General features: G+C 71.6%; 20 protein-coding genes and 1 riboswitch. Of the genes, 13 read left to right on the forward strand and 7 right to left on the reverse strand.

What is annotated here, in order from left to right:
• Positions 1-215: 215 nt before the first annotated feature.
• From O3438_RS12500 to O3438_RS12510, 3 genes are all read left to right on the forward strand, one after another.
• Positions 216-944, forward strand: coding sequence for a hypothetical protein (locus tag O3438_RS12500; protein ID WP_269680123.1), 729 nt, complete (start codon positions 216-218; stop codon positions 942-944).
• A 171-nt stretch (positions 945-1,115) separates the two neighbouring features.
• The gene (locus tag O3438_RS12505) at positions 1,116-2,372 is read left to right on the forward strand and encodes a hypothetical protein (RefSeq protein WP_269680124.1); all 1,257 of its coding nucleotides are present in this window, start codon (positions 1,116-1,118) and stop codon (positions 2,370-2,372) included.
• Positions 2,373-2,475: 103 nt separating this feature from the next.
• The gene (locus O3438_RS12510; protein WP_269680125.1) at positions 2,476-3,339 is read left to right on the forward strand and encodes an alpha/beta hydrolase family protein; all 864 of its coding nucleotides are present in this window, start codon (positions 2,476-2,478) and stop codon (positions 3,337-3,339) included.
• A gap of 42 nt (positions 3,340-3,381) precedes the next feature.
• Here the strand turns inward: O3438_RS12510 and O3438_RS12515 are convergent, their stop codons facing one another.
• Positions 3,382-3,552 carry a hypothetical protein gene (locus O3438_RS12515; protein WP_167524891.1) on the reverse strand — a complete coding sequence of 57 codons (171 nt, stop codon included), beginning with the start codon at positions 3,550-3,552 and terminating at the stop codon, positions 3,382-3,384.
• A gap of 196 nt (positions 3,553-3,748) precedes the next feature.
• Here O3438_RS12515 and O3438_RS12520 point away from each other — a divergent pair, with 196 nt between their 5' ends.
• Both O3438_RS12520 and O3438_RS12525 read left to right on the forward strand, forming a co-directional pair.
• Complete coding sequence (locus O3438_RS12520; protein WP_269680126.1) at positions 3,749-4,378, forward strand: hypothetical protein; 630 nt, start codon at positions 3,749-3,751, stop codon at positions 4,376-4,378.
• A gap of 199 nt (positions 4,379-4,577) precedes the next feature.
• Complete coding sequence (locus O3438_RS12525; RefSeq protein WP_269680127.1) at positions 4,578-4,949, forward strand: hypothetical protein; 372 nt, start codon at positions 4,578-4,580, stop codon at positions 4,947-4,949.
• Positions 4,950-4,967: 18 nt separating this feature from the next.
• Here the strand turns inward: O3438_RS12525 and O3438_RS12530 are convergent, their stop codons facing one another.
• The gene (locus tag O3438_RS12530) at positions 4,968-5,879 is read right to left on the reverse strand and encodes a DUF72 domain-containing protein (protein ID WP_269680128.1); all 912 of its coding nucleotides are present in this window, start codon (positions 5,877-5,879) and stop codon (positions 4,968-4,970) included.
• A 154-nt stretch (positions 5,880-6,033) separates the two neighbouring features.
• On the opposite strand from O3438_RS12530, the gene O3438_RS12535 reads away from it, so the two are divergent.
• Positions 6,034-6,537, forward strand: coding sequence for a DinB family protein (locus O3438_RS12535; protein WP_269680129.1), 504 nt, complete (start codon positions 6,034-6,036; stop codon positions 6,535-6,537).
• 19 nt (positions 6,538-6,556) lie between these two features.
• Here O3438_RS12535 and O3438_RS12540 read toward each other — a convergent pair whose 3' ends face one another.
• Together O3438_RS12540 and O3438_RS12545 are read right to left on the reverse strand one after the other, a co-directional pair.
• Entirely contained in the window at positions 6,557-8,620 is a 2,064-nt protein-coding gene (locus tag O3438_RS12540) for an amylo-alpha-1,6-glucosidase (protein WP_269680130.1), read from the reverse strand.
• Positions 8,617-9,024 carry an SCP2 sterol-binding domain-containing protein gene (locus tag O3438_RS12545; protein ID WP_269680131.1) on the reverse strand — a complete coding sequence of 136 codons (408 nt, stop codon included), beginning with the start codon at positions 9,022-9,024 and terminating at the stop codon, positions 8,617-8,619. Before O3438_RS12545 ends, O3438_RS12540 begins: the two co-directional genes overlap by 4 nt.
• A gap of 145 nt (positions 9,025-9,169) precedes the next feature.
• Here O3438_RS12545 and O3438_RS12550 point away from each other — a divergent pair, with 145 nt between their 5' ends.
• Entirely contained in the window at positions 9,170-10,216 is a 1,047-nt protein-coding gene (locus O3438_RS12550; protein ID WP_269680132.1) for an NAD(P)-dependent alcohol dehydrogenase, read from the forward strand.
• 15 nt (positions 10,217-10,231) lie between these two features.
• On the opposite strand, the gene O3438_RS12555 is transcribed toward O3438_RS12550, so the two are convergent.
• Entirely contained in the window at positions 10,232-10,741 is a 510-nt protein-coding gene (locus tag O3438_RS12555; protein WP_269680133.1) for a mycothiol transferase, read from the reverse strand.
• Positions 10,742-10,819: 78 nt separating this feature from the next.
• Here O3438_RS12555 and O3438_RS12560 point away from each other — a divergent pair, with 78 nt between their 5' ends.
• Together O3438_RS12560 and O3438_RS12565 are read left to right on the forward strand one after the other, a co-directional pair.
• Positions 10,820-11,335, forward strand: a complete 516-nt coding sequence (locus tag O3438_RS12560; protein WP_269680134.1) for a 2'-5' RNA ligase family protein — start codon at positions 10,820-10,822, stop codon at positions 11,333-11,335.
• A 178-nt stretch (positions 11,336-11,513) separates the two neighbouring features.
• Positions 11,514-11,705 (forward strand): hypothetical protein, encoded by a 192-nt coding sequence (locus tag O3438_RS12565; RefSeq protein ID WP_145784350.1) that lies wholly within the window; start codon positions 11,514-11,516, stop codon positions 11,703-11,705.
• A gap of 15 nt (positions 11,706-11,720) precedes the next feature.
• Here O3438_RS12565 and corA read toward each other — a convergent pair whose 3' ends face one another.
• Positions 11,721-12,851, reverse strand: a complete 1,131-nt coding sequence (gene corA, locus O3438_RS12570; protein ID WP_269680135.1) for a magnesium/cobalt transporter CorA — start codon at positions 12,849-12,851, stop codon at positions 11,721-11,723.
• Positions 12,852-13,040: 189 nt separating this feature from the next.
• Here corA and O3438_RS12575 point away from each other — a divergent pair, with 189 nt between their 5' ends.
• The 4 genes from O3438_RS12575 (at position 13,041) to O3438_RS12590 (ending at position 17,877) form a co-directional block, all read left to right on the forward strand.
• A complete protein-coding gene (locus O3438_RS12575; RefSeq protein WP_269680136.1) occupies positions 13,041-14,981 on the forward strand; it encodes an amino acid transporter in 1,941 nt (646 codons plus the stop codon).
• 86 nt (positions 14,982-15,067) lie between these two features.
• A riboswitch (SAM riboswitch) is annotated at positions 15,068-15,179 on the forward strand.
• Between the two features lie 275 nt (positions 15,180-15,454).
• Positions 15,455-16,321: an ABC transporter substrate-binding protein gene (locus tag O3438_RS12580; RefSeq protein WP_269680137.1), complete on the forward strand. Its 867-nt coding sequence runs from the start codon at positions 15,455-15,457 to the stop codon at positions 16,319-16,321.
• A 39-nt stretch (positions 16,322-16,360) separates the two neighbouring features.
• Complete coding sequence (locus O3438_RS12585; protein WP_269680138.1) at positions 16,361-17,134, forward strand: amino acid ABC transporter permease; 774 nt, start codon at positions 16,361-16,363, stop codon at positions 17,132-17,134.
• Positions 17,131-17,877: an amino acid ABC transporter ATP-binding protein gene (locus O3438_RS12590; protein WP_269680139.1), complete on the forward strand. Its 747-nt coding sequence runs from the start codon at positions 17,131-17,133 to the stop codon at positions 17,875-17,877. Before O3438_RS12585 ends, O3438_RS12590 begins: the two co-directional genes overlap by 4 nt.
• A gap of 47 nt (positions 17,878-17,924) precedes the next feature.
• On the opposite strand, the gene O3438_RS12595 is transcribed toward O3438_RS12590, so the two are convergent.
• A complete protein-coding gene (locus O3438_RS12595) occupies positions 17,925-19,499 on the reverse strand; it encodes a Na+/H+ antiporter (RefSeq protein ID WP_269680140.1) in 1,575 nt (524 codons plus the stop codon).
• Positions 19,500-19,608: the final 109 nt, after the last annotated feature.

Consider the following 19,608-nt stretch of genomic DNA (forward strand, 5'->3'; position numbering starts at 1 on the left):
TCACCGGCGACATCAGCCGGCGTGGCGCGCCGCAGCGAGCCTAGCCCGAGGCTAGGACAACTGTCGGAGGCCCCGCGCGACCCGCCGCGCGTCGGTGCGCGGACGTGAGCCAGGAAACAGCCTCCGGGTGATCATGGGACCACGCAGAGAGACAGTCGCCGGTACGCTCACGACGATCGCGGCCGATCGAGCGCACGGGTCAGGAGGCGGTCGAGGTGGACGAGACGACACGTACGGCTCTGCGGCGCTCCCTCGGCACGCGTGCCCGGCGCTGGCTGCTCGCCGGCACAGTGCTCGCGGGCCTGCTCGCCGCCGTGGCGCTGGTCGCGGCGGCGGCTCCCGCCGACCGGACGTTCGCCGCGCTCTCCGAGACCGTGCAGAGCCTGATGTCCGTGGTGACACCGCTCTTCGGCATCCTTCTCGTCCGCGACCTGCGCCGGGGGCGGGCCGACCTCGGCCTCCGACCGGGGCCGCCGGCCCAGCCCGGCCCGGTCCGGGTCCTGCCCAGCGTGCTCGCGGTGGGGTTGCCGGCCGTCGTCATCGCCGTCGCCGGAGTGCTGATCTGCGCCGCGACGCTGGCCCTCACTCCGGCCGACGTCGCCGACGAGCCGTGGCGGCACGCCGGGACGGTGGCGGTGGGCAGCGTGCTGGTGCAGATCGTCGCCGGTCTGGTCGGCACCGGGCTGGGCCTGCTGCTGCGGTCGACGGTGGTCGCGTTCGTCGCCACGATCGTGCTGCCGCTGGGTCTGTTCGCGCTGCTGAGCGGCGTGCCGGCCGCGCAGCCGTGGCTGACCCCGTTCGGCAGCGTGCGCAACCTGCTCTCCGGGGACATGAGCCTGCTGCGGTGGGCGCAGTGGTTGTGCGTACTGCTGCTGTGGGGTGTCGGTCTGAACGTCGCCGGAGCGATGGTGCTGAAGCGCCGCGGCGGCCCGGCCGGCAGCTAGGCCGGCATCCCCAAACCCGGCGAACGCGGGTCTGCCTCGGCGAGGCGGGCCCGCGTTCGCGTGCGTGTCTTTCATCGAACGAATCTGTTACGGGCCATTGACGCCCGTTGCACGAGGGTGATGTGATCTCGCTCTCAGAGAATCTTTCATCTTTCGATGGATGGGGGCCCCATGCCCAGGTTCCGACGTACCGCGCTCGCCGCGGGACTGACGATCGCCATGGCAGCGCTGTCGACAGCTGTCGCGCTGCCCGCACCGGCGTCCGCCGCGCTGCCCACCGCCGCGGTGGCGCTCGGGGACAGCTTCATCAGCGGCGAGGGTGCCGGGGCGTACACCCCGGTGGTCGACGCCAACGGGGTCACGCAGGGCTTCCCCGGCTGGACGGCGGCGAACAACAACGCGTTCTTCTGCCACCGCTCGGCGAACGCCTCGCTCAACCAGGCCAACCTGCCGGGCATCCAGAACCGGTTCAACCTGGCCTGCTCCGGCGGCCAGCCACACGACATCGCGAACGCGTCGCAGGCGCGCACCAACGGTCGTACCGTCGCCGCGCAGCTCGACCAGCTCCGCGCCGTCGCGCAGACCCAGGACATCGACCTGGTGCTGATCGGCCTGGGCTCCAACAACAGCTCGTTCACGTTCGGCAGCGTCGCGGAGAAGTGCGCCAACCGTTTCATCGCCGACGCGTGGACCGGCTGGTGGGAGTTCTGGGCGTATCTGAACGGCCCGGTGGAGCAGAAGCCGTGCAGCGACGCCGACCTGGCCACCGCCGCGCAGCTCAGCGCCGCGACCGCGGAGACCACCGCCGCGGTACGCCAGATCCTGACCACCCTGGACCAGGTGGACGCGGACGGCCAGCACCGGGTGGTGTTCCAGGACTACACGAACCCTCTGCCGCTGGACCTGAACCCGCAGTTCCACGAGGAGGACAGCCGCGACGACACCCGGGACAAGTTCCGTGACCTGGGCGCCGAGCGGTACGCGGCCGGCTGCCCGATCCACCGGGCCAGCCTCGCCCCGGGCCACCGCTTCTCGCAGGGCCTGGGCACCATCGTGAAGTCCACCCGGGACACCCTGGCCGCCGAGTTCCCGGCCGACGACCTGGTGTACCTGAACGTGCAGCAGGCCTTCAACGGCGCCCGGCTGTGTGAGCAGACCAGCAGCCCGTCGGGCGCGCTGGCGACCCCGATCCGGCTCCAGGACGGCGCGACCGGGACCTTCGTCACCAGCCTCTCCGGCAAGGACAAGATCGCGATTCAGCGGATCGCCAACACCTGCGTGAGCTACTTCCAGACCTGCCAGGAGTCGTGGCACCCGAACGCCACCGGCCACCAGGTGCTCGGTCAGTGCCTGAGTGGCGCCGCCACCACCGGCGCCCGGTCGGTGGCCTGCGTACGCTCCAGCAACGGGACGATCTCCGTCTCCTGAGCCGGCTCGCCATCGGCGAGGGCTCCGCCACCAGGCGGAGCCCTCCGTCGCGTCCGACCGCCGTGGGCTACCTGCCGGTAACGTCGGGCCGTAAGCTGGGCCGATGAACGGGGACCCGGAATACGCGCAGGAGTTCGTCGACGTCGACGGTGGCCGGCTGGGTGTGCAGGTCTATCCGGATCCGCCCGGCGCGACGGACGCGCCGGTGGTCGTGATCTGGCCCGCGATGGGGGTCCGCGCCCGCTACTACCGGCCCTTCGCCGCCGAACTGCGCGCCGCCGGGCTGGCCGTGGTCGTCGCCGACCTGCGCGGCACCGGCACGAGCACCCCCGCGCCGAGCCGCGCCGACCGGTACGGCTACGCGGAGCTGGCCGGCGACGTCGACGCCGTCCTGGCGGCGCTCAAGCCACGACTGGACGGACGCCGCCGGTTACTGGTCGGGCACTCCCTCGGCGGGCAGGCCGCGCTGCTGCATCTCGCCCTGCACGGCGGCGACGAGGTGGACGGGTTGGCGTTGATCGCTGTCGGCATCCCGTACTGGCGGAGCTACCCGGGCCCGCGGGGCCTCGGCGTGCTGCCGTACACCCAGGGGATCGCCGCCACCGCGGCGCTGCTGGGGGTCTGGCCGGGTTGGGGCTTCGGCGGCCGGCAGGCACGCGGCGTCATCCGCGACTGGGCCCACACCGCGCGGACCGGCCGGTTCCCGCGCCTCGACGGTACGGACACCGAGGCGGCGGTACGCGCGGTGCGAACCCCGGTGCTCGCGGTCAGCGTGGACGACGACCAGTTCACCCCGCACGAGACCATGGACTATCTCTGCGCGAAGCTCACCGGCGCTCCGGTGACCCGGGAACGCTACACAGTGGAGCAGGCCGGCGCGCCACTGGACCACTTCACCTGGGTCCGGGCCGGCGCGTCGCTGGCGCGGCGGATCGCCGAGTTCGTCGGCGACCTGCCGCCCCGCTGAGACGCGCCGGCCGGTCGCCGTGCGACGACCCGGCCGGACGGCTCACTCGTCCTGGTCCAGTGGCACCAGCTCGTCGTCGCGCTCCACCTGGATCGCGGCGTGGTCCTTTCGTGGCGCGACCTCCGCGGTGTTCCGGTGCGGGTCGTTGTCGGGGTGCATGAGCACGGCGTCTGTTTTGGGGGTCTTCTCCCGGCTCTCGTCCGGCTGCGACATCGCGTTCCCCTCTCGTCGGCGTCGCTTGCGGAGGTACCCGCCATCGCGGGAAGGACTCCTGCCGGGGCGAGGCGACCCGCCGACGCCCGCAACGTCCCCCACCTGCCGGTACGACGTGGATCGGCCCGCCCGGGGCGGGGTTAGCCGCCCGAGCGGCGGGTAAGCCGCACCGCCCGACACGGCGGAAGGGGATCACATGTCCGAACGGCACACGGCACTGCGTTCGATGCACGATCTGGGCCTGGCGGCCTGGTTCGGCGGCTCCCTCATGGGTGCCTTCGGCGTCAACGGAGCAGCGGCGAAGATCAGCGACTCGACTCAGCGACTCCCGGTCGCGTCGGCGGGTTGGTCCAAGTGGACCCCGGTCAACGCGGCGGCGATCGGCGCCCACCTGGCCGGCGCGGTCGGCGAACTGGTGACCGAGAGCCCACGGGTGGCGGCCCAGTCCGGTGTTGGCCGGGCCAGCGCCATCAAGACCGCGTTGACGATCGGCGCGCTGGCGGTGACCGGTTACAGCCGACTGGTCGGCATGCGGTTGGAGAAGGCCGGTGGTCCGTCGGTGAGCGGCGCGACCGAGCCGAACCACCAGACGCCGGCGAGTGTGGCCTCCTCGCAGCGACAGATGAAGCTGCTCCAGTGGGCCATTCCGGCGTTGACCGGGACCCTGGTGGTGGTCACCGCGTACATGGGCGAGCAGCAGAAGCCGGGGCAGGTGTTCCGGGGGATGCTCGGGCGGGCCGGTGGGATGAGGGGCGCCTCGAAGACCATGATCAAGATGGCCGGGATGAGCAACGGCAAGCGGCCGATGGCGATGGCCGGACGCTGAACGTCGGGCCGGTGGGCGTCCCGCCGCCACCTCGACGGCGGGACACTCTCCGGCCCTACGCGGGCTCGTCGGCGTGAACGACGATCGCCCGCGCGGACGCGCACGACGGCACAGCGTCCCGTCGGTTCGCCGCTGTCGGCGGACGCGCAGGGACGGCACATCGTCCGCCGACGGCGGCGGACCGACGAGCGGGGTGGCCATGGCGGCGGACAGCGGACGCGGCGGCGACAACGACCGGCTGGAGCCGGAGGCGGTGAAGCCGTGGGGCACCGGCGACGGTTTCGACGCCGACGCGCCCTGGGGCACCGACGAGGACTCGCCGATGGACGAGGGCAGCGAGGAGACCGCGGTGCCCGGGGGACGGCGCGGGGAACGACGCGCGGGCGCACCGGCGGACCGACGCGACAGGGCCGGACGGCACGGCTTCGGCTCGGTGGAACCAACCCGTACACCGATGGCCGGACCGGGCGCCCCACCCGACCCGGCGCCCAGCGGACGGACCTTCCCGGACGACGCCGACATCGGCGAGTCGACGCAGGACGCGTTGCGCACCCGGGGCCGGCGCTCCTGAGCCGAGCGCCGGAGGCCGTCAGCCGGTGGCCGACGTGGCCCGCTCCCGGTCGTCGATCATCGTCTCGGTGAGCAGTTGCGCCAGCCGGGTGGCGTCACGTTGTGCCTGGCCGGCGCAGCAGTTGTTGAACAGCACGTGCAGGTCGTCCGCCTCGGCGGCCAACTCGGCCAGCAGCCCGGCCCAGTGCGCGAGCTCGCCCTCGGCGTACGCGTACCGGAACTTCTCCTGCTTGTCGCCACCGCCCCAGGCCTCGCTGTGGCCATGGAACCGGACGATCGCCGGCTGCGCCGTGGTGGTCAGGATCGGCGGCACCGACGACGGGTGCCCCTGCGGCATGTCCACGCAGACCAGGGACAGGTCGTGTTCGCGCAGCAGGTCCAGAGTGTCCGGTGTCGCCGGGCCGTCGAACCAGGAGCGGTGCCGCAGCTCCACGCCGACCCGCCACGGCCGGCAGCGCTGCGCCAGCTCCACGATCCGACGCTCGGCGGCAGCGCTGCGCACCAGCCACGGCGGGAACTGCAACATCACCGCGCCGAGTTTGCCGGCCGCCGCGATCGGGTCGAGGGCCGCGCGGAAACGGGCCCACAGCTCGTCGTACGCCTGCGGCGGCAGGTCACGTCGGCGGATCCGGCTCGGGCCGGCGGCCGGGCGTAGGTCCCGGGGCAGCGCGGCGACCGGCGTCGGGTGGCCGGTGAAGAGGCTGAAGGCCTTGACGTCGAAGGTGAAGTCGTCCGGGGTGGCGTCGACCCAACCGTGCGTGGTCTCGGGCACCGGGACCGCGTAGTAGGACGTGTCCACCTCGACCAGTGGGAAACGGCTGGCGTAGAAGCCCAGGCGGCGGGCCGGCGTGCTGGCCGAGCGCGGGTACCACCCGGAGCGCAGCAACGACTGGTCCGCCCAGGACGACGTGCCCACCTTGATGACACCCATGTCATTCAGTGGACAGCCACGGACGCGGATCGGCAACCGCTGGCGGGTGTCCGCTGGGCTGGGGTGTCGAGTCCGGGAAGTGTCGGTGCCCCGTCCTACTGTGACACCGAGCGGGTTTCCGAGGTTCGACCGCACAGCGACGAGGGGTGTCACCATGACCAGCACCGAGCAGCTCACCGGCGAGCGAGCCGACCTGCTACAGACGTTGCGCAAGCATCGGGGCTTCCTCCTGCACACTGTCAACGGGCTCACCGACGAGCAGGCGGCGGCCCGCCCCACCGCCAGCGAGCTCTGCCTCGGTGGCCTCGTCAAGCACGTGACCAACGTCGAGCACCGCTGGATGCTCTTCGCGGTGGGCGGCGCGGAGGAGATGGAGCGCGCCGAGATCGACTGGGTCGGTCAGTTCCGGATGGCGCCGGGCGAGACCCTGGCCGGGCTCGTCGAGCGCTTCCAGGAGGTGGCTGACCACACCGACGAGCTGCTCACCACCCTGGACCTGGACGCGGCGCACCCGCTGCCGCAGGCGCCCTGGTTCGAGCCGGGTGCGAGTTGGACGGTTCGGCGGGTGTTGCTGCACCTGATCGCCGAGACCTCCCAGCACGCGGGGCACGCCGACATCCTGCGGGAGTCGATCGACGGCGCCCGGACGATGGGCTGACACGCGGTTGCCCGGCCGCTCAGCGCAGGCGGGCACCGGGCCGGTGCGCCGTGGTCCGGTCCCTGGCGTAGGCGTCGGAGCGACCCCAGCGGCCGGGGATGTCGAGCAGCTCCAGCCGACCGAAGCCCTCCGGCACGGCAGGGTTGACCAGCAGGTTGTCCCCGGTGGGTCGCAACCCCAACATGGTGCCCAGCAGCATCAGCAGCGCCCCTGACGACCACGCCTGCGGGCGACCGGCGGCCGGCAACTGGACGGGATACTTCGTCAGAGACCGATCGTGGCCGGCGATCATCTCCGGCACGGCCCCACCGAGGGTGTGCGCCATGTCGAAGATACCGGCCGTGATCGTGGCCGCCTGGGCGTCGAACCGGTAGCGGCGCAACCCGGCGGCGATCAGGGCGTTGTCCGCCGGCCACACCGCGCCCAGGTGTGACCCCATCGGGTTGTACGGACGCTGCCCGGTGGCGAAGGTTCGCACCCCCCAACCGCCGAACAACCGCGACCCGACCAGGTGCTCGGCGACGGCCCCGGCGCGGTGGTCCGCGACGATCCCGCTCCACAACAGATGCCCCATGTTGGACGACAGCGCGTCGACCGGCTCGCCGTACGGGTCGAGCGCCAACGCGTAGTACTCCTGGTGTGGCAGCCAGAAGTCCCGGTTGAAGCGCTCCTTGAGCGCTGCGGCCTCCCGCTCCAGCTGGTCGGCGTAGGCGGGGTCGCCCCAGAAGTGCCGCGCCAGCCGAGCGCCACGCCTCTTCGCGTCGTACGCGTAGCCCTGCAACTCGCAGGTGGCGCGGGGAAAAGCCGGTTGGCGGCCGTGCGCATCGGTGATCGCGTCCGGGCTGTCCTTCCAACACTGGTTGACCGCGCCGCTGCGCTCGTTGCGGCGCTGGTAGCGCACGTAGCCGTCGCCGGTCAGGTCGCCGTACTCGTCGATCCAGTCCAGCGCCATGCGGGCCGGTTGGCGCAGCTCGTGCACCAGGGCCGCGTCACCGGACCAGCGCTCGTACTCGTCGAGCAGGATCACGAAGAGCGGGGTGGTGTCCGCCGCGCCGTAGTACAACGCGTTCGCCCGGTCGCCGAACGCGCCGGACTCGCCGTAGCGGAGGTGGGCCAGGATTTTGCCCGGCTCCTCGTCCAGGTCGTCGTCGAGTTGAGCGCCCTGGAGGAACGCCAGCATCCGCAGCGTCGCGGGGGTCAGCTCGGGGGTGAACGCCATCGTCTGCAGACAGGTGATGATGCTGTGCCGTCCGCACAACCACATCGTCCACGGCAGACCGGCGATCGGCACCCGCTCAGGGGACGACCACGGCTTGTACCGCAGTGCCGCCAGGTCGGCCAGGGCACCCCGGTACATCTCCTCCAACCCGTCGCGTTCGGCGACCAGCGTCGGGGCCTGCTCCATCCAGTTCGCCAGGTCCTCGCGCATCCCGCCCCGCACGGCCCGCTGGTGCGACTCCAGGGAGGCGCGTACGTCCTGGCCGCCCTCGCCGCCCATGTTCATGGCGACGTGCAGGTCGGTCTCCCACTTGCCGTCCGGGGCGACCCGGATCCGGAACGTCATTCCCTCCTCGTCCACGTCGACCGGGACCGTGCTCTGCACTGTGGTCTGGCGGACGAACCGCTGCCGCTGGTAGCGCAGCACGAGCTGGCGTCCGGCCGAGTCCGGGGTGATCTCGACGACCCGCTGCCGCAGGTGGCCGATCTCGGCGATGTCGGTGAAGTCGCTGCCCATCTCCACTCGGACGGTGAACTCGGCCGGTTCCGCCGAGTGGTTGAGCACAGTGATCTTCTCGTGCATGCAGTCGTGGATCGAGCGGTGCCGGATGATCGACACGTCGGCGTCGACGTAGTGGCTCGCCGCGCCCGGGACCAGGAAGAACCGGGTCTCGAAGTACGTCATGTCGTCGCGGGACAGCGCGTTGATCCGTTCGCCGTCGATCGTGAGCACCCAGTGGGACAGGAAACGCGTGTCGTACGCGAAGAGACCGACTGGTGTGCGCGCGTCGGCCTCGATGTCGCCCTGGGCGTCGCTGTTGGCGAACACGTTGCCGGCGATGACGTGCAGCAGTTCCTGCTTCACGATCGGCCCTCCCGAGCGGCCGTGGCGGTCCGACGGGCCAGGGCGGCCCGACCCAGCTCCCGAGGGTGGCGGGCGCCGGCCGGCCCCGCGAAGATTCGCCGCAGCACCAGCAGCAGGCGCATGTCGCCCTGCATCGTCAGCTCGTTGCGCAGCATCGCCGCGCCGGGATGCAGCTCACCGTTGACCATGCTGTCGAACACCCAGCGGTCGGCGCGGACCACCAGGTCGGCGTCGTCAGCCGAGCGGGTCACCTGGACGTGCTGGTCGGCGACGCGCAGGTACCAGTGGTCGGTGCAGCCGTCGCTGCGCACGTCCAGCCGCAGCGTTCCCACTGTGGTCTCCGGCAGGTCGGGGCGCCGACCGTCGTCCAACTGTTGCAGGTACTGCTCCGCCGTCGCGCCCATCAGGTCCCCTCCCCCACGGTTCTCCGCAGGATCGCCCGCGCCCGGGTGAGGCCGGTTCACCCGAAACGGGTGAGGCGCACCGCCGGCCAGTTTGGGCCGCTGCGAAGGGGGCAGCCGCCGACTCTGTCGAGCGAGGGAGCACCGGATGCGCGCGCTGCGGTTGCAGGACTGGAGGTCGACGCCGGAGTTGGTCGAGGTCCCCGACCCGACTCCTGGGCCGGGTCAGGTGGTGGTCCGGATCGGCGGTGCCGGCGCCTGCCATTCCGACCTGCACCTGATGGACGAGTTCGAGCCCGGCACCATGCCCTGGAATCCACCATTCACCCTCGGCCACGAGAACGCCGGCTGGGTGCACGCCCTCGGCGACGGGGTGACCGGGCTGTCCGTCGGGCAACCGGTGGCCGTCTTCGGCGCGTGGGGCTGCGGCACCTGCGCCCGGTGCCGGGTCGGTGTCGACACGTACTGCGAAAACCCGTCCGGCGCGCCGGTGCCGAGCGGCGGCGGCGGGCTCGGACTGGACGGGGGCATGGCCGAGTTCGAACTGGTCCCGGACGCGCGGCACGTCGTACCCCTGCCGGAGGGGCTGGATCCGGCTGACGCCGCGCCGCTGACCGATGCCGGGCTCACCCCGTACCACGCGATTCGCCGCTCCTGGCCAAAGTTACCGCCCGGCAGCACGGCCGTGGTGATCGGAGTCGGCGGGCTGGGGCACGTGGGCGTACAGATCCTGAAGGCCACCACCGCCGCCCGCGTGCTCGCGGTGGACAACCGCCCCGAGGCGTTACGGCTGGCCGAGGAGTGTGGCGCCGATCGAACGATCACCTCCGGTCCGAGCGCCGCCGAGGAGATCCGGCAGGCCACCGGCGGTCGGGGCGCCGACGTGGTGCTGGACTTCGTCGGCACCGATGCCACCCTCGCCCTGGGCGTGGCGACGGCCCGCACGGTGGGCGACCTGACCATTGTGGGTCTCGGCGGGGGCACCCTGGCGGTGTCCTTCTTCTCCGTGCCGTACGAGGTGAGCATCGCGACCACCTACTGGGGTAGCCGCCCGGAACTGGTCGAGGTGCTCGACCTGGGCGTCCGTGGGCTGATCCGGCCGACGACCACCCACTTCGCGCTGGAGGACGCGCTCGACGCGTACCGGCAGATGCGCGACGGCACGCTGGAGGGCCGGGCCGTGATCGTGCCGTGAGCCGGCCGGGAGCGGTCAGCCGGTTTCGAGCAGTCCGCGCAGGTAGGCGGCCTGACCCACGTGTTGCAGGTCGTCCTCGGCGACGCTGACCAGCCGGACGCCGAGGGTGACCGGCGGGTCCCACGCCTCGTCGACGACGCGGTCCAGGTCGGCCGGGCGCAGGCCGGCCAGGAACGTCCCGGTACGCGAGGCGACAGCACCGTAGTAGTCGATCAACGCCTGCGCACTCTCCGGCCGCACCGCCGCGACCTGCGCCGGCGAGTGCCCGTAGCCGGTGTCGTCGGGGTCGGCGGTGAGGCCGAACCGGGCCGCCCAGTCGCCTCCCACCCAGATCTGCTCGGCGTCGAGCACCTCGGCGACGTGATGGTCCTGCACCCGGGTGAGGTGCCAAACCAGCCAGCCGATCGAGTTGTGGCCGGGTGCCGGCTCGTGGTGTAGCTGCTCCGGGCTCAGGCCGTCCACTGCCGCACGGACGAGGTCGGGCAGTCGGTTGTACGTCTCGGTCAGCAGATCACTCACGTCCACCGGGTACGCCTCCTGTTCGGTCTGCGCTCAGGTACCGCCGAGCGCGGTCGCCCAAACCTCGGCCGCTACGGTGATCAAATGGTCGCGGCGGTGGAGTTGTACCTGGATCCGGATGCCACCCGCCGGATCCGGGTGCTGTGGGACGCGCTGGAGACCGAGGGCGTGCAGAGCATGCGCTCCCTGCTGGAGCAACGTCACCGTCCGCACGTCTCACTGGCGGTGGCGCCCCGGTTCGACCCGGAACAGGTCGCCGCGGCCCTGCACGGGACTGTCGTGGCCGCTCCCCTGCGGATCGAGTTCCAGCACGCCGGCCAGTTCGTCGGTCGGGTGCTCTGGCTCGGTCCGACGCCCACCCCGGAGCTCCTGGCCCACCACCGCACGGTCCACGACCGGCTCGCCGCAGCCGGCATCCCGTTGGCCGAGCACTACCAGCCGGGCCGCTGGGTGCCGCACTGCACGCTCTCCATGCGGGTGCCGAACGCGCTGATGGCCGCCGCGGTGCGCCGCTGTCTGGAGGTGTTGCCGCTGACCGCGACAGTGGTCGGGGCGGCCCTCACCGACCACGCGCGGGGCATCGCCCACCCGCTGCCCTGACCCTCGACGAAAATGTCCGGTTTGGCGGGCGACAGTCGGGAAACCGAAAAGAAGCGGTGGTTATGCGGCCTGACGTGGGATGGTTCGACGTAGATGCCGTCCCGCCGAGCGCGTTTCGCCCGGCCGGCGGCGCGGGGTCACGCCGCGCTGCCCACGGCGGCTTCGACGAGGAGGGGCAGTGCCTATGCAGGCTCAGCGCAGGCCACCGCGAGCGGAGCGGAGCCAGAGCCGGGACGACCGGACCGCCGGCGGTATGACCGGGGCGGCCACGCCCCTGACGATCTGGGCCGCCGCCGTCCTGCTCGGCCGGATCAGTGCCGGCGACGACGACGTCGAGGACGAACGGCACATCCTGCGCGGCATCGAGTGATCCTCAGCGGGCGGCTCACAGCCAGCCGCGCCGCTTGAAGATCAGATAGAGGGTGCCGCAGACCAGCAGCATCAACAGCAGCGCGAAGAGGTAGCCGAAGCGCCAGTGCAACTCCGGCATGTGGACGAAGTTCATGCCGTACACGGTGCCGATGAGCGTGGGAGCGAACAGGATCGCCGCCCAGGACGAGACCTTCTTCAGCTCCTCGTTCTGCGCGTAGCTGGCCGCCGTGAGGCTCCGCATCTCCTCGTTCTGCTGCTGCGAGACGAGTGTGGCGTTGACGGTGAGGATGTTCTGCAACAGGTGCCGGAACCCGTCCACCCGTTCCACCACCTGGGTCAGGTGGTCGGTGACGTCCCGCAGGTAGCGGCGTAGCTCCTCGTCCGTGTCGGCACTGCCCGCGCCGTCGGCCAGCGCGTCGAGCACCGCGAGCAGGGGTCGCGCGGCGCGCTGGAACTGGATCACCTCGCGGCTGAGGCCGTAGATGCGCCGGCTCGCGTTCGGGTCACCACCGAACACCTGGGTCTCGATCTCGTCGATGTCGTTCTCCAACCCGGCCACGACCGGCGCGTACCCGTCGACGACCTGGTCGAGGATCGCGTACAGGACCGCCTCGGGGCCCCGGGCGAGCATCTGCGCCTCGACCTCCATGCGCCGCCGCACCGCGGCCAGGTCCGGCGCCTCACCGTGCCGGACGGTGACCACGAAACCCGGCCCGATGAACAGGTGCAGCTCGGAGAACTCGACCTCCTCCCGGAGGTCGTCGTAGCGGGCGGCGCGCAGCACCACGAACAGGGTCTCCCCGTAGCGTTCCAGCTTGGGTCGCTGGTGGGCGTTGATCGCGTCCTCGACCGCCAGGTCGTGCAGGCGGAACTCCCGCGCCAGCGAGGTGATCTGCTCGATGTCGGGCCGGTACAACCCGATCCAGGCCATCGCGCCGTCCTGCTCCTGCAGGCAGCGGTACGTCTCGGCGAGGCCGGACGGGGAGGCGAACCGGTGTCCACGGATGTAGACGGCGCTGTCCACCAGGCCACCGGTGGGCCTGGTGGGGGACTCCGAGGGCGGTGGCACGCCGACCCTGGTCTCGTACTCGTCGAGTTGACGACCGAAGCCCCCACCGGGGCGGAAGCGACGGCCACCGACCATGCCCTGTCCCCTCCCCGGTGACGCCCGGTCCGGCACGACTCCCGCCACCCCGGGGGCCGCTGCTTCCCCCCTGTCCCGCGCCCGAAACCCGGTGTGACGCGGGGTGGGTTCCCCGCACCGGCGGACGGGCACCCCACCGCGGGCGGATACTCACGGTTACCAGGGGCGGGACTGACGGGGGACGCGCCGGTGGAGGTCGACAAGCGCGCGGGCCGGCTGCGGGATTGGCTGCTGCGTGCCGGCGCCGAGGAGCCCGTGCAGCACCAGGGGCCGCACGGACGCCCACCGGAGCACCGGCACCACCCCTGGTGGAAGGTGATGTGCCTGACCGGTGTCGACTACTTCTCGACGCTGGGCTACCAGCCGGGCATCGCGGCGCTCGCCGCCGGGGCGCTCTCGCCGGTGGCGACCCTGGTGCTGGTGCTGGTGACCCTGCTGGGCGCGCTGCCGGTCTACCGACGGGTGGCGGCGGAGAGCCCGCACGGCGAGGGCTCCATCGCGATGCTGGTACGCCTGCTGAGCTACTGGCCGGGCAAGTTGCTGGTGTTGGTGCTGCTCGGCTTCGCGGCCACCGACTTCATCATCACCATCACCCTCTCGGCCGCCGACGCCACCGCGCACATCGACGAGAATCCGTTCTGGCCCGGCGGGCTCAAGGGACACGAGGTGCTGCTCACGTTGCTGCTCGTGGCGCTGCTCGGCGCGGTGTTCCTCAAGGGATTCACCGAGGCCATCGGGATCGCCGTCGTCCTGGTCGCGCTCTACCTGACGCTGAACGCGGTGGTGATGGCCGACGCGCTGTGGCGGGTGGTGACGCACCCGAGCGCGGTCGAGGACTGGACCACCACGTTGACCACCGGACACGGTGATCCGTGGATGGTGGTCGCCCTGTCGCTGTTGGTCTTTCCGAAGTTGGCGCTGGGTCTGTCCGGCTTCGAGACCGGCGTGGCCGTGATGCCGAGCGTGCGCGGCGACCCGCAGGACTCCGAGGCGCGACCGCTGGGCCGCATCCGGGGCGCTCGCCGCCTGCTCACCACGGCCGCCGTGACCATGAGCGTCTTCCTGATCACCAGCAGCGTGACGACCACGATCCTGATCCCGCCGGAGGCGTTCCAGCCCGGCGGGCCGGCGAACGGCCGGGCGCTGGCCTACCTGGCCCACGCGCATCTCGGGGAGGTGTTCGGCACCGTCTACGACCTGTCCACCATCGGGATCCTCTGGTTCGCGGGGGCGTCGGCGATGGCCGGGCTGCTCAACCTCGTACCCCGCTATCTGCCCCGCTACGGCATGGCCCCGACCTGGGCACGGGCGGTCCGGCCACTGGTGCTGGTCTTCACGGCGGTGGCGTTCCTGATCACGGTGGTCTTCGAGGCCAGCGTGGACGCACAGGGCGGCGCGTACGCCACCGGGGTCCTGGTGTTGATCACCTCGGCGACGACGGCGGTGACCCTCGCGGCGGTGCGGCACCGGCAGCGCGGCCGCACTGTCGCGTTCGGCACCATCGCGGTGATCTTCGTCTACACCACGCTGGCGAACGTGGTGGAACGTCCCGACGGCGTCAAGATCGCGGCCTGTTTCATCGGCGGGATCATCGTGGTCTCGCTGCTCTCCCGGTTGTCCCGCGCCTTCGAGCTGCGGGTCGACCACGTCGAACTGGACCCGGTCGCGACCCGGATGATCGACGGGCGCGACGGGCGGCGGATCCGCCTCATCGCCCACGAACCCGACGGCCGGGGCGCGGCGGAGTACCGCGCCAAGCTGGCGCAGACCATGGCGGACAACGACTTCCCCGACGACAGCGACGTGCTCTTCGTCGAGGTGCGCGTCACCGACCCGTCGGACTTCGAGACCGAGCTGGTGGTGACCGGCAGCTTGGCTGCCGGCCGTTTCCCGGTACTCAGCCTGACCAGTTCCGCGGTGCCCAACGCACTCGCCGCCCTGCTGCTGGAGATCCGCGACCGGACCCGTCGGCGCCCCCACATCTACTTCGAGTGGACCGAGGGCGGCCCGGGCCGCAACGTCCTGCGCTACCTGGCGTTCGGGCAGGGTGAGATCGCCTCGGTCACCCGGGAGATCCTGCGTCGTCACGAGCCCGATCCGCGCCGACGCCCACACGTGCACGCCGGCTGACGGGAGCGCCGGCCACCCATCTCCCCTGGTGAGCGTGGTCATAACGACTGGACGATCCACCCGTGCCTGCTGCTAGCCTCGGCGCAGGTCATGAGCGCCAGCGCGAAGCCCCGGCTCGCTGGCCGGCAACCCTCCTCCGCGGTGGGGTGCCCCGGGTGAAGACCAGGCACCGACAGGACGTCGGTGCAAGCGTGGCCTGGCACCCAGGTCAGCACAGACCCGGGAGAACCATGCGCATCCTCAGCAGCACTTCACCGACCGACATCGCGGACGTCCGCGCCGGTCGGCCCTCGCCGGCACTGACCCGGCGGCGGCACGTGGACATGATGCGAATGTGCAGCGCCGCGTGTCGTCGCGGCACCACGCACTAGCGCAGCCCTCCTCCCGAACCTCCCTCACCGGTACGCCCATCGGGCGCACCGCCGGCGACGCACATCCGTGCGTGCCGGGACGCGACCTTTTCGGAGACACCCGTGCGACTTCTTCCTGCCCTGACCCGTGCCACCGCCCTGGGCGCCGCCGCCGTCCTGGCCGCCACCGCGCTCACCGCCTGCGGCGGCGACAGCTCGTCCGACACCAGCGCCAACCCGTACGGCCTGGCGCAGCCGGGCGTGCTGCGGGCCGGCACCCTGACCGACGCCCCGCCGAACGTGTACCTCGAGGACGGCAAGTTCACCGGCTTCGACAACGACCTGCTGACCGCCGTGGCCGGCAAGCTCGGCCTCCGGGTCGAGTTCGTCGGCACCGACTTCTCCGCGTTGCTCTCCCAGGTCAACAACCACAAGTTCGACGTCGGCAGTTCCTCGATCACCATCACCGAGGCGCGGAAGAAGACAGTCGACTTCGGCAACGGCTACGACTTCGGCTACTTCGGCCTGGACGTCCCGGCCGGTTCGCCGATCACCAGCTTCGACCAGCTCGCCGGCAAGCGGGTCGTGGTGGTGCAGGGCACCGTGCAGGACGACTACGCCACCGGAAAGCAGCTCGACCCGGTGCGGGTGCCGGACTACAACGGCGCGATCAACCAGCTCAAGGCCGGCACCGCCGACGCGTGGATCGCCCCGGCGGAGATCGGTGAGAAGTCGGCCGCCGACAGCAACGGCAAGATCACCGTGGCGGCCAAGCAGCTCAGCCCGGCACCGACCGCGTACGCCGTCGCCAAGGGCGGCGACAAGCTGCGCGAGGCGCTGAACAAGGCTCTCGACGAGGTCATCGCGGACGGCACCTGGAACCGGTTGCAGTCCCAGTACTACCCCGGCCGACCGATCCCGGCGGACTTCAAGCCGGGCAGCGGAGCGGTCACGGTGGCACCGTCGGCGTCGGCGTCGGCCGCGTCCTGAACCGGTGACGAGCGAGCAGGACGGTAGGGGAGACGACCGATGGATCCGTTGAGCACCCTGTGGGAGACGTTCTTCGACTGGGAGGCGATGGGCGAGGCGCTGCCCGAGATGCTGACCGTCGGGTTGCCGAACACGCTGATCCTGGCGGTCTCCGCCGCCCTGCTCGGCTCGGTGCTGGGCCTACTGCTGGCCGTCGCCGGGATCTCCCGCAGCCGGTGGTTGCGCTGGCCGGCGCGGGTCTACACCGACGTGTTCCGGGGGCTGCCGGCCGCGGCGACGATCCTGTTGATCGGCGTCGGGCTGGCACCGCTGGGCATGCAGGTCTGGGGACCTGACCCCTACCCCTTGGGGATCCTGGCGCTGTCGCTGATCGCCGCCGCGTACATCGGGGAGATCTTCCGCTCCGGCATCCAGTCGGTGGAGGCCGCCCAGTTGGAGGGCGCCCGCGCGCTCGGCTTCTCCTGGGGCGACGCGATGCGGCTGGTGATCATTCCGCAGGGCATCCGGCGGGTCCTGCCGGCCTGGGTCAACCAGCTCATCGCACTGATCAAGGACTCCAGCCTGGTCTACTTCCTCGGCCTGGTGGCCAGCCAGCGGGAGCTGTTCCGGATCGGGCAGGACTACGCGGCCACCACCGGCAACGAGTCCGCGCTGCTCCTGGCCGGGCTCTTCTACCTGGCGCTGACAGTTCCGCTGACACACGTCGTCAACTGGATCGACAGGCGGTTGCGCCACGGACGGCCAGCCGTCGCGCCGACCGACGAGGACGACGACCTCCCGTTGCCCGCCACTGTCCTGGGAGACCGGCGATGACCAGCGACACCACCACCACCTCGGTCAGCCTCGACGTACGGGACGTGCACCTCGCCTTCGGGCCGAATCGGGTGCTGCGCGGCGTCGACCTCACCGTGCCGCGCGGGGGGACGGCCTGCGTGATCGGCCCGTCCGGGTCCGGCAAGTCCACCCTCCTGCGCACCATCAACCGGTTGATCGAGCCGGACCGCGGCGACGTGCTGTTGGACGGGCGCAGCGTGCTGGCCGACGACCCGGACAGCCTGCGGCAGCGGGTCGGCATGGTCTTCCAGCAGTTCAACCTGTTCCCGCACATGAGCGTGCTGCGCAACGTCACCCTCGCGCTGCGCCGGCTCCGCAGGCTCGGCGAGGACGAGGCGGAGGCCGTGGCCCGGGCCCAACTGGACCTGGTCGGGTTGGCCGGCAAGGCCGACGCCCGTCCGGCTCAACTCTCCGGCGGTCAGCAGCAGCGGGTGGCGATCGCCCGGGCGTTGGCGCTGCGGCCCGAGGTGATGCTCTTCGACGAGGCCACCTCGGCGCTCGACCCGGAGCTGGTCAAGGGCGTGCTCGGGGTGATGGCCGACCTGTCCGCCGCCGGCATGACCATGGTGGTGGTCACCCACGAGATGGGCTTCGCCCGGCAGGTCGCCGACACCGTCGCCTTCATGGACCGGGGCGTGGTGCTGGAGGCCGGCCCGCCCGAGGCGGTCTTCGAACGGGCCGAGCATCCTCGGCTCCGCCGGTTCCTGTCCCAGGTGCTCTGAGCCGCGGCGGCTCCCAGCTGCTCTGAGCCGCGGCGGCACGTCGGCGGTCACTCGTTGGGTCCGCGCCCCAGCAGCCGGATCTCCTCGTTGTCCAGGGCGGCCTGGAGCTCCTGGAGCACTAGGTCGTCGATCTCCCGGTTGTCGCGCAGGCGGGTGACTTCCCGACGTTTGTGGGCGAGGACGCGCAGGCGCAGCCGACGTTCGAGGCGGCGCTCCTCGGCGGTGCTCCCCCCGCTCTCGTTGAGGTCCTCAAGGTGCCTCTGGTACTCGGCTCGGAGCCGATGGACCGACTCCTCCTGCGCGCCGATCTCGGCCGCCACCTGGGGCAGCGCGGCGAGGCCCGCCTCGGTGGCCCGCCGCCGGGCATGCCGGGCCTCGTCGACGCGTTCGGGGTCGCCGACCAGCCCCGCCCAGCGCACGACCAGCGGCAGGGTGGTGCCCTGGAGCAGCATGATCAGCACGATCACCAGCGCGGTGACGAAGATGATCAGGTCGCGCTCGATCACCGGTTGACCGGCGACGGTCACCGTCGGTACGGCCAGGGCGGCAGCCAGCGACACCGCGCCCCGGAACCCCGACCAACCGGCGACGGTCCCCACCCGCCAGGCCGAGGGCCCCTGGCTCGGGTCCATGATCCGGCGACGTCGCAGCCTGGCGATCTGCGAGGTGAGGTAGACGAACGCCAGCCGGGTGCCGATGACGACGAGCGTCACCACGAGCACGATCACCAGAGCGCGCTCGGGTGAGGTGCTGGTGATGCCCCGCACCGCGCGGGGTATCTGCGTGCCGAGAAGGACGAACAGCCCACCGTTGATGAGGAACGTGGACAGGTCCCAGAACGCGTACGCCAGCACCCGGGAGCGAGCGCGGATCACCCGTGGACCGGCGTAGGAGAGCACCAGGCCGGCGACCACCACCGCCAGCACACCGCTGGCGTGCACGGCGTCGGCCAGCAGGAACGCGGCGAACGGCGTGAGCACGCTCAACGCGCCCTCCCGAAGCGGGTCGTCGAGCCGTTTGCGGACCAGCACCACGCCCACCCCCACCAGCACACCGGCCAGTACGCCGCCGACGCTGGCGCCGACGAACTCCTCACCGATGCCCAGCGCGCCCGGGTCCGCGCTGTGCACGAGCAGACCCACAGCCACCGCGAAGACCACTAGGGCGGTGCCGTCGTTGATCAGACTCTCGGCGTGCAGGGTGGTGAGCAGCTTTCGGGGCAGCCGTTTCGCGAGCCCGGTGACAGCAGCGGCGTCGGTCGGGGCGAGGACGGCGCCGAGCACCCAGGCGGCGGCGGGGTTCACCCCGAACGCCTGCGCGGTGAACGACACGGTGACCATGGTGAGGACCACCAGCACCACGGCGAGCGACCCGATCACCGGAAGGTTGGCCCGGATCTCGCGCAGGCTGATGGTGAGGCTCTCCCGGTACAGGATCGCCGGCAGGAAGATCAGCAGCACCAGGTCGGGTTCCAGGGTCACCTCGGACAGCGGGGGCGTCAGGCCGAGCAGCACCCCGAACGCGATGAGCAGGACCGGCGGAGCCACCCGGTACCGTCCGCCGAGCGTGGTGCCGATCAGGACGGTGACGCCCAGCACCACGATCATGACGAGCGCCTGCACGGCGTACCCCCTCGATCGTCGCCGGCGGCGGACGCGCCGGTCCTCCCATCTGACCGCACCCGCCGACGCGTTCCGAGGAGAATCGGCAAGTCGCCGTGGACGGCGACCG

Source organism: Micromonospora sp. WMMC250, assembly GCF_027460215.1.
GTDB classification, from domain to species: domain Bacteria; phylum Actinomycetota; class Actinomycetes; order Mycobacteriales; family Micromonosporaceae; genus Micromonospora; species Micromonospora taraxaci.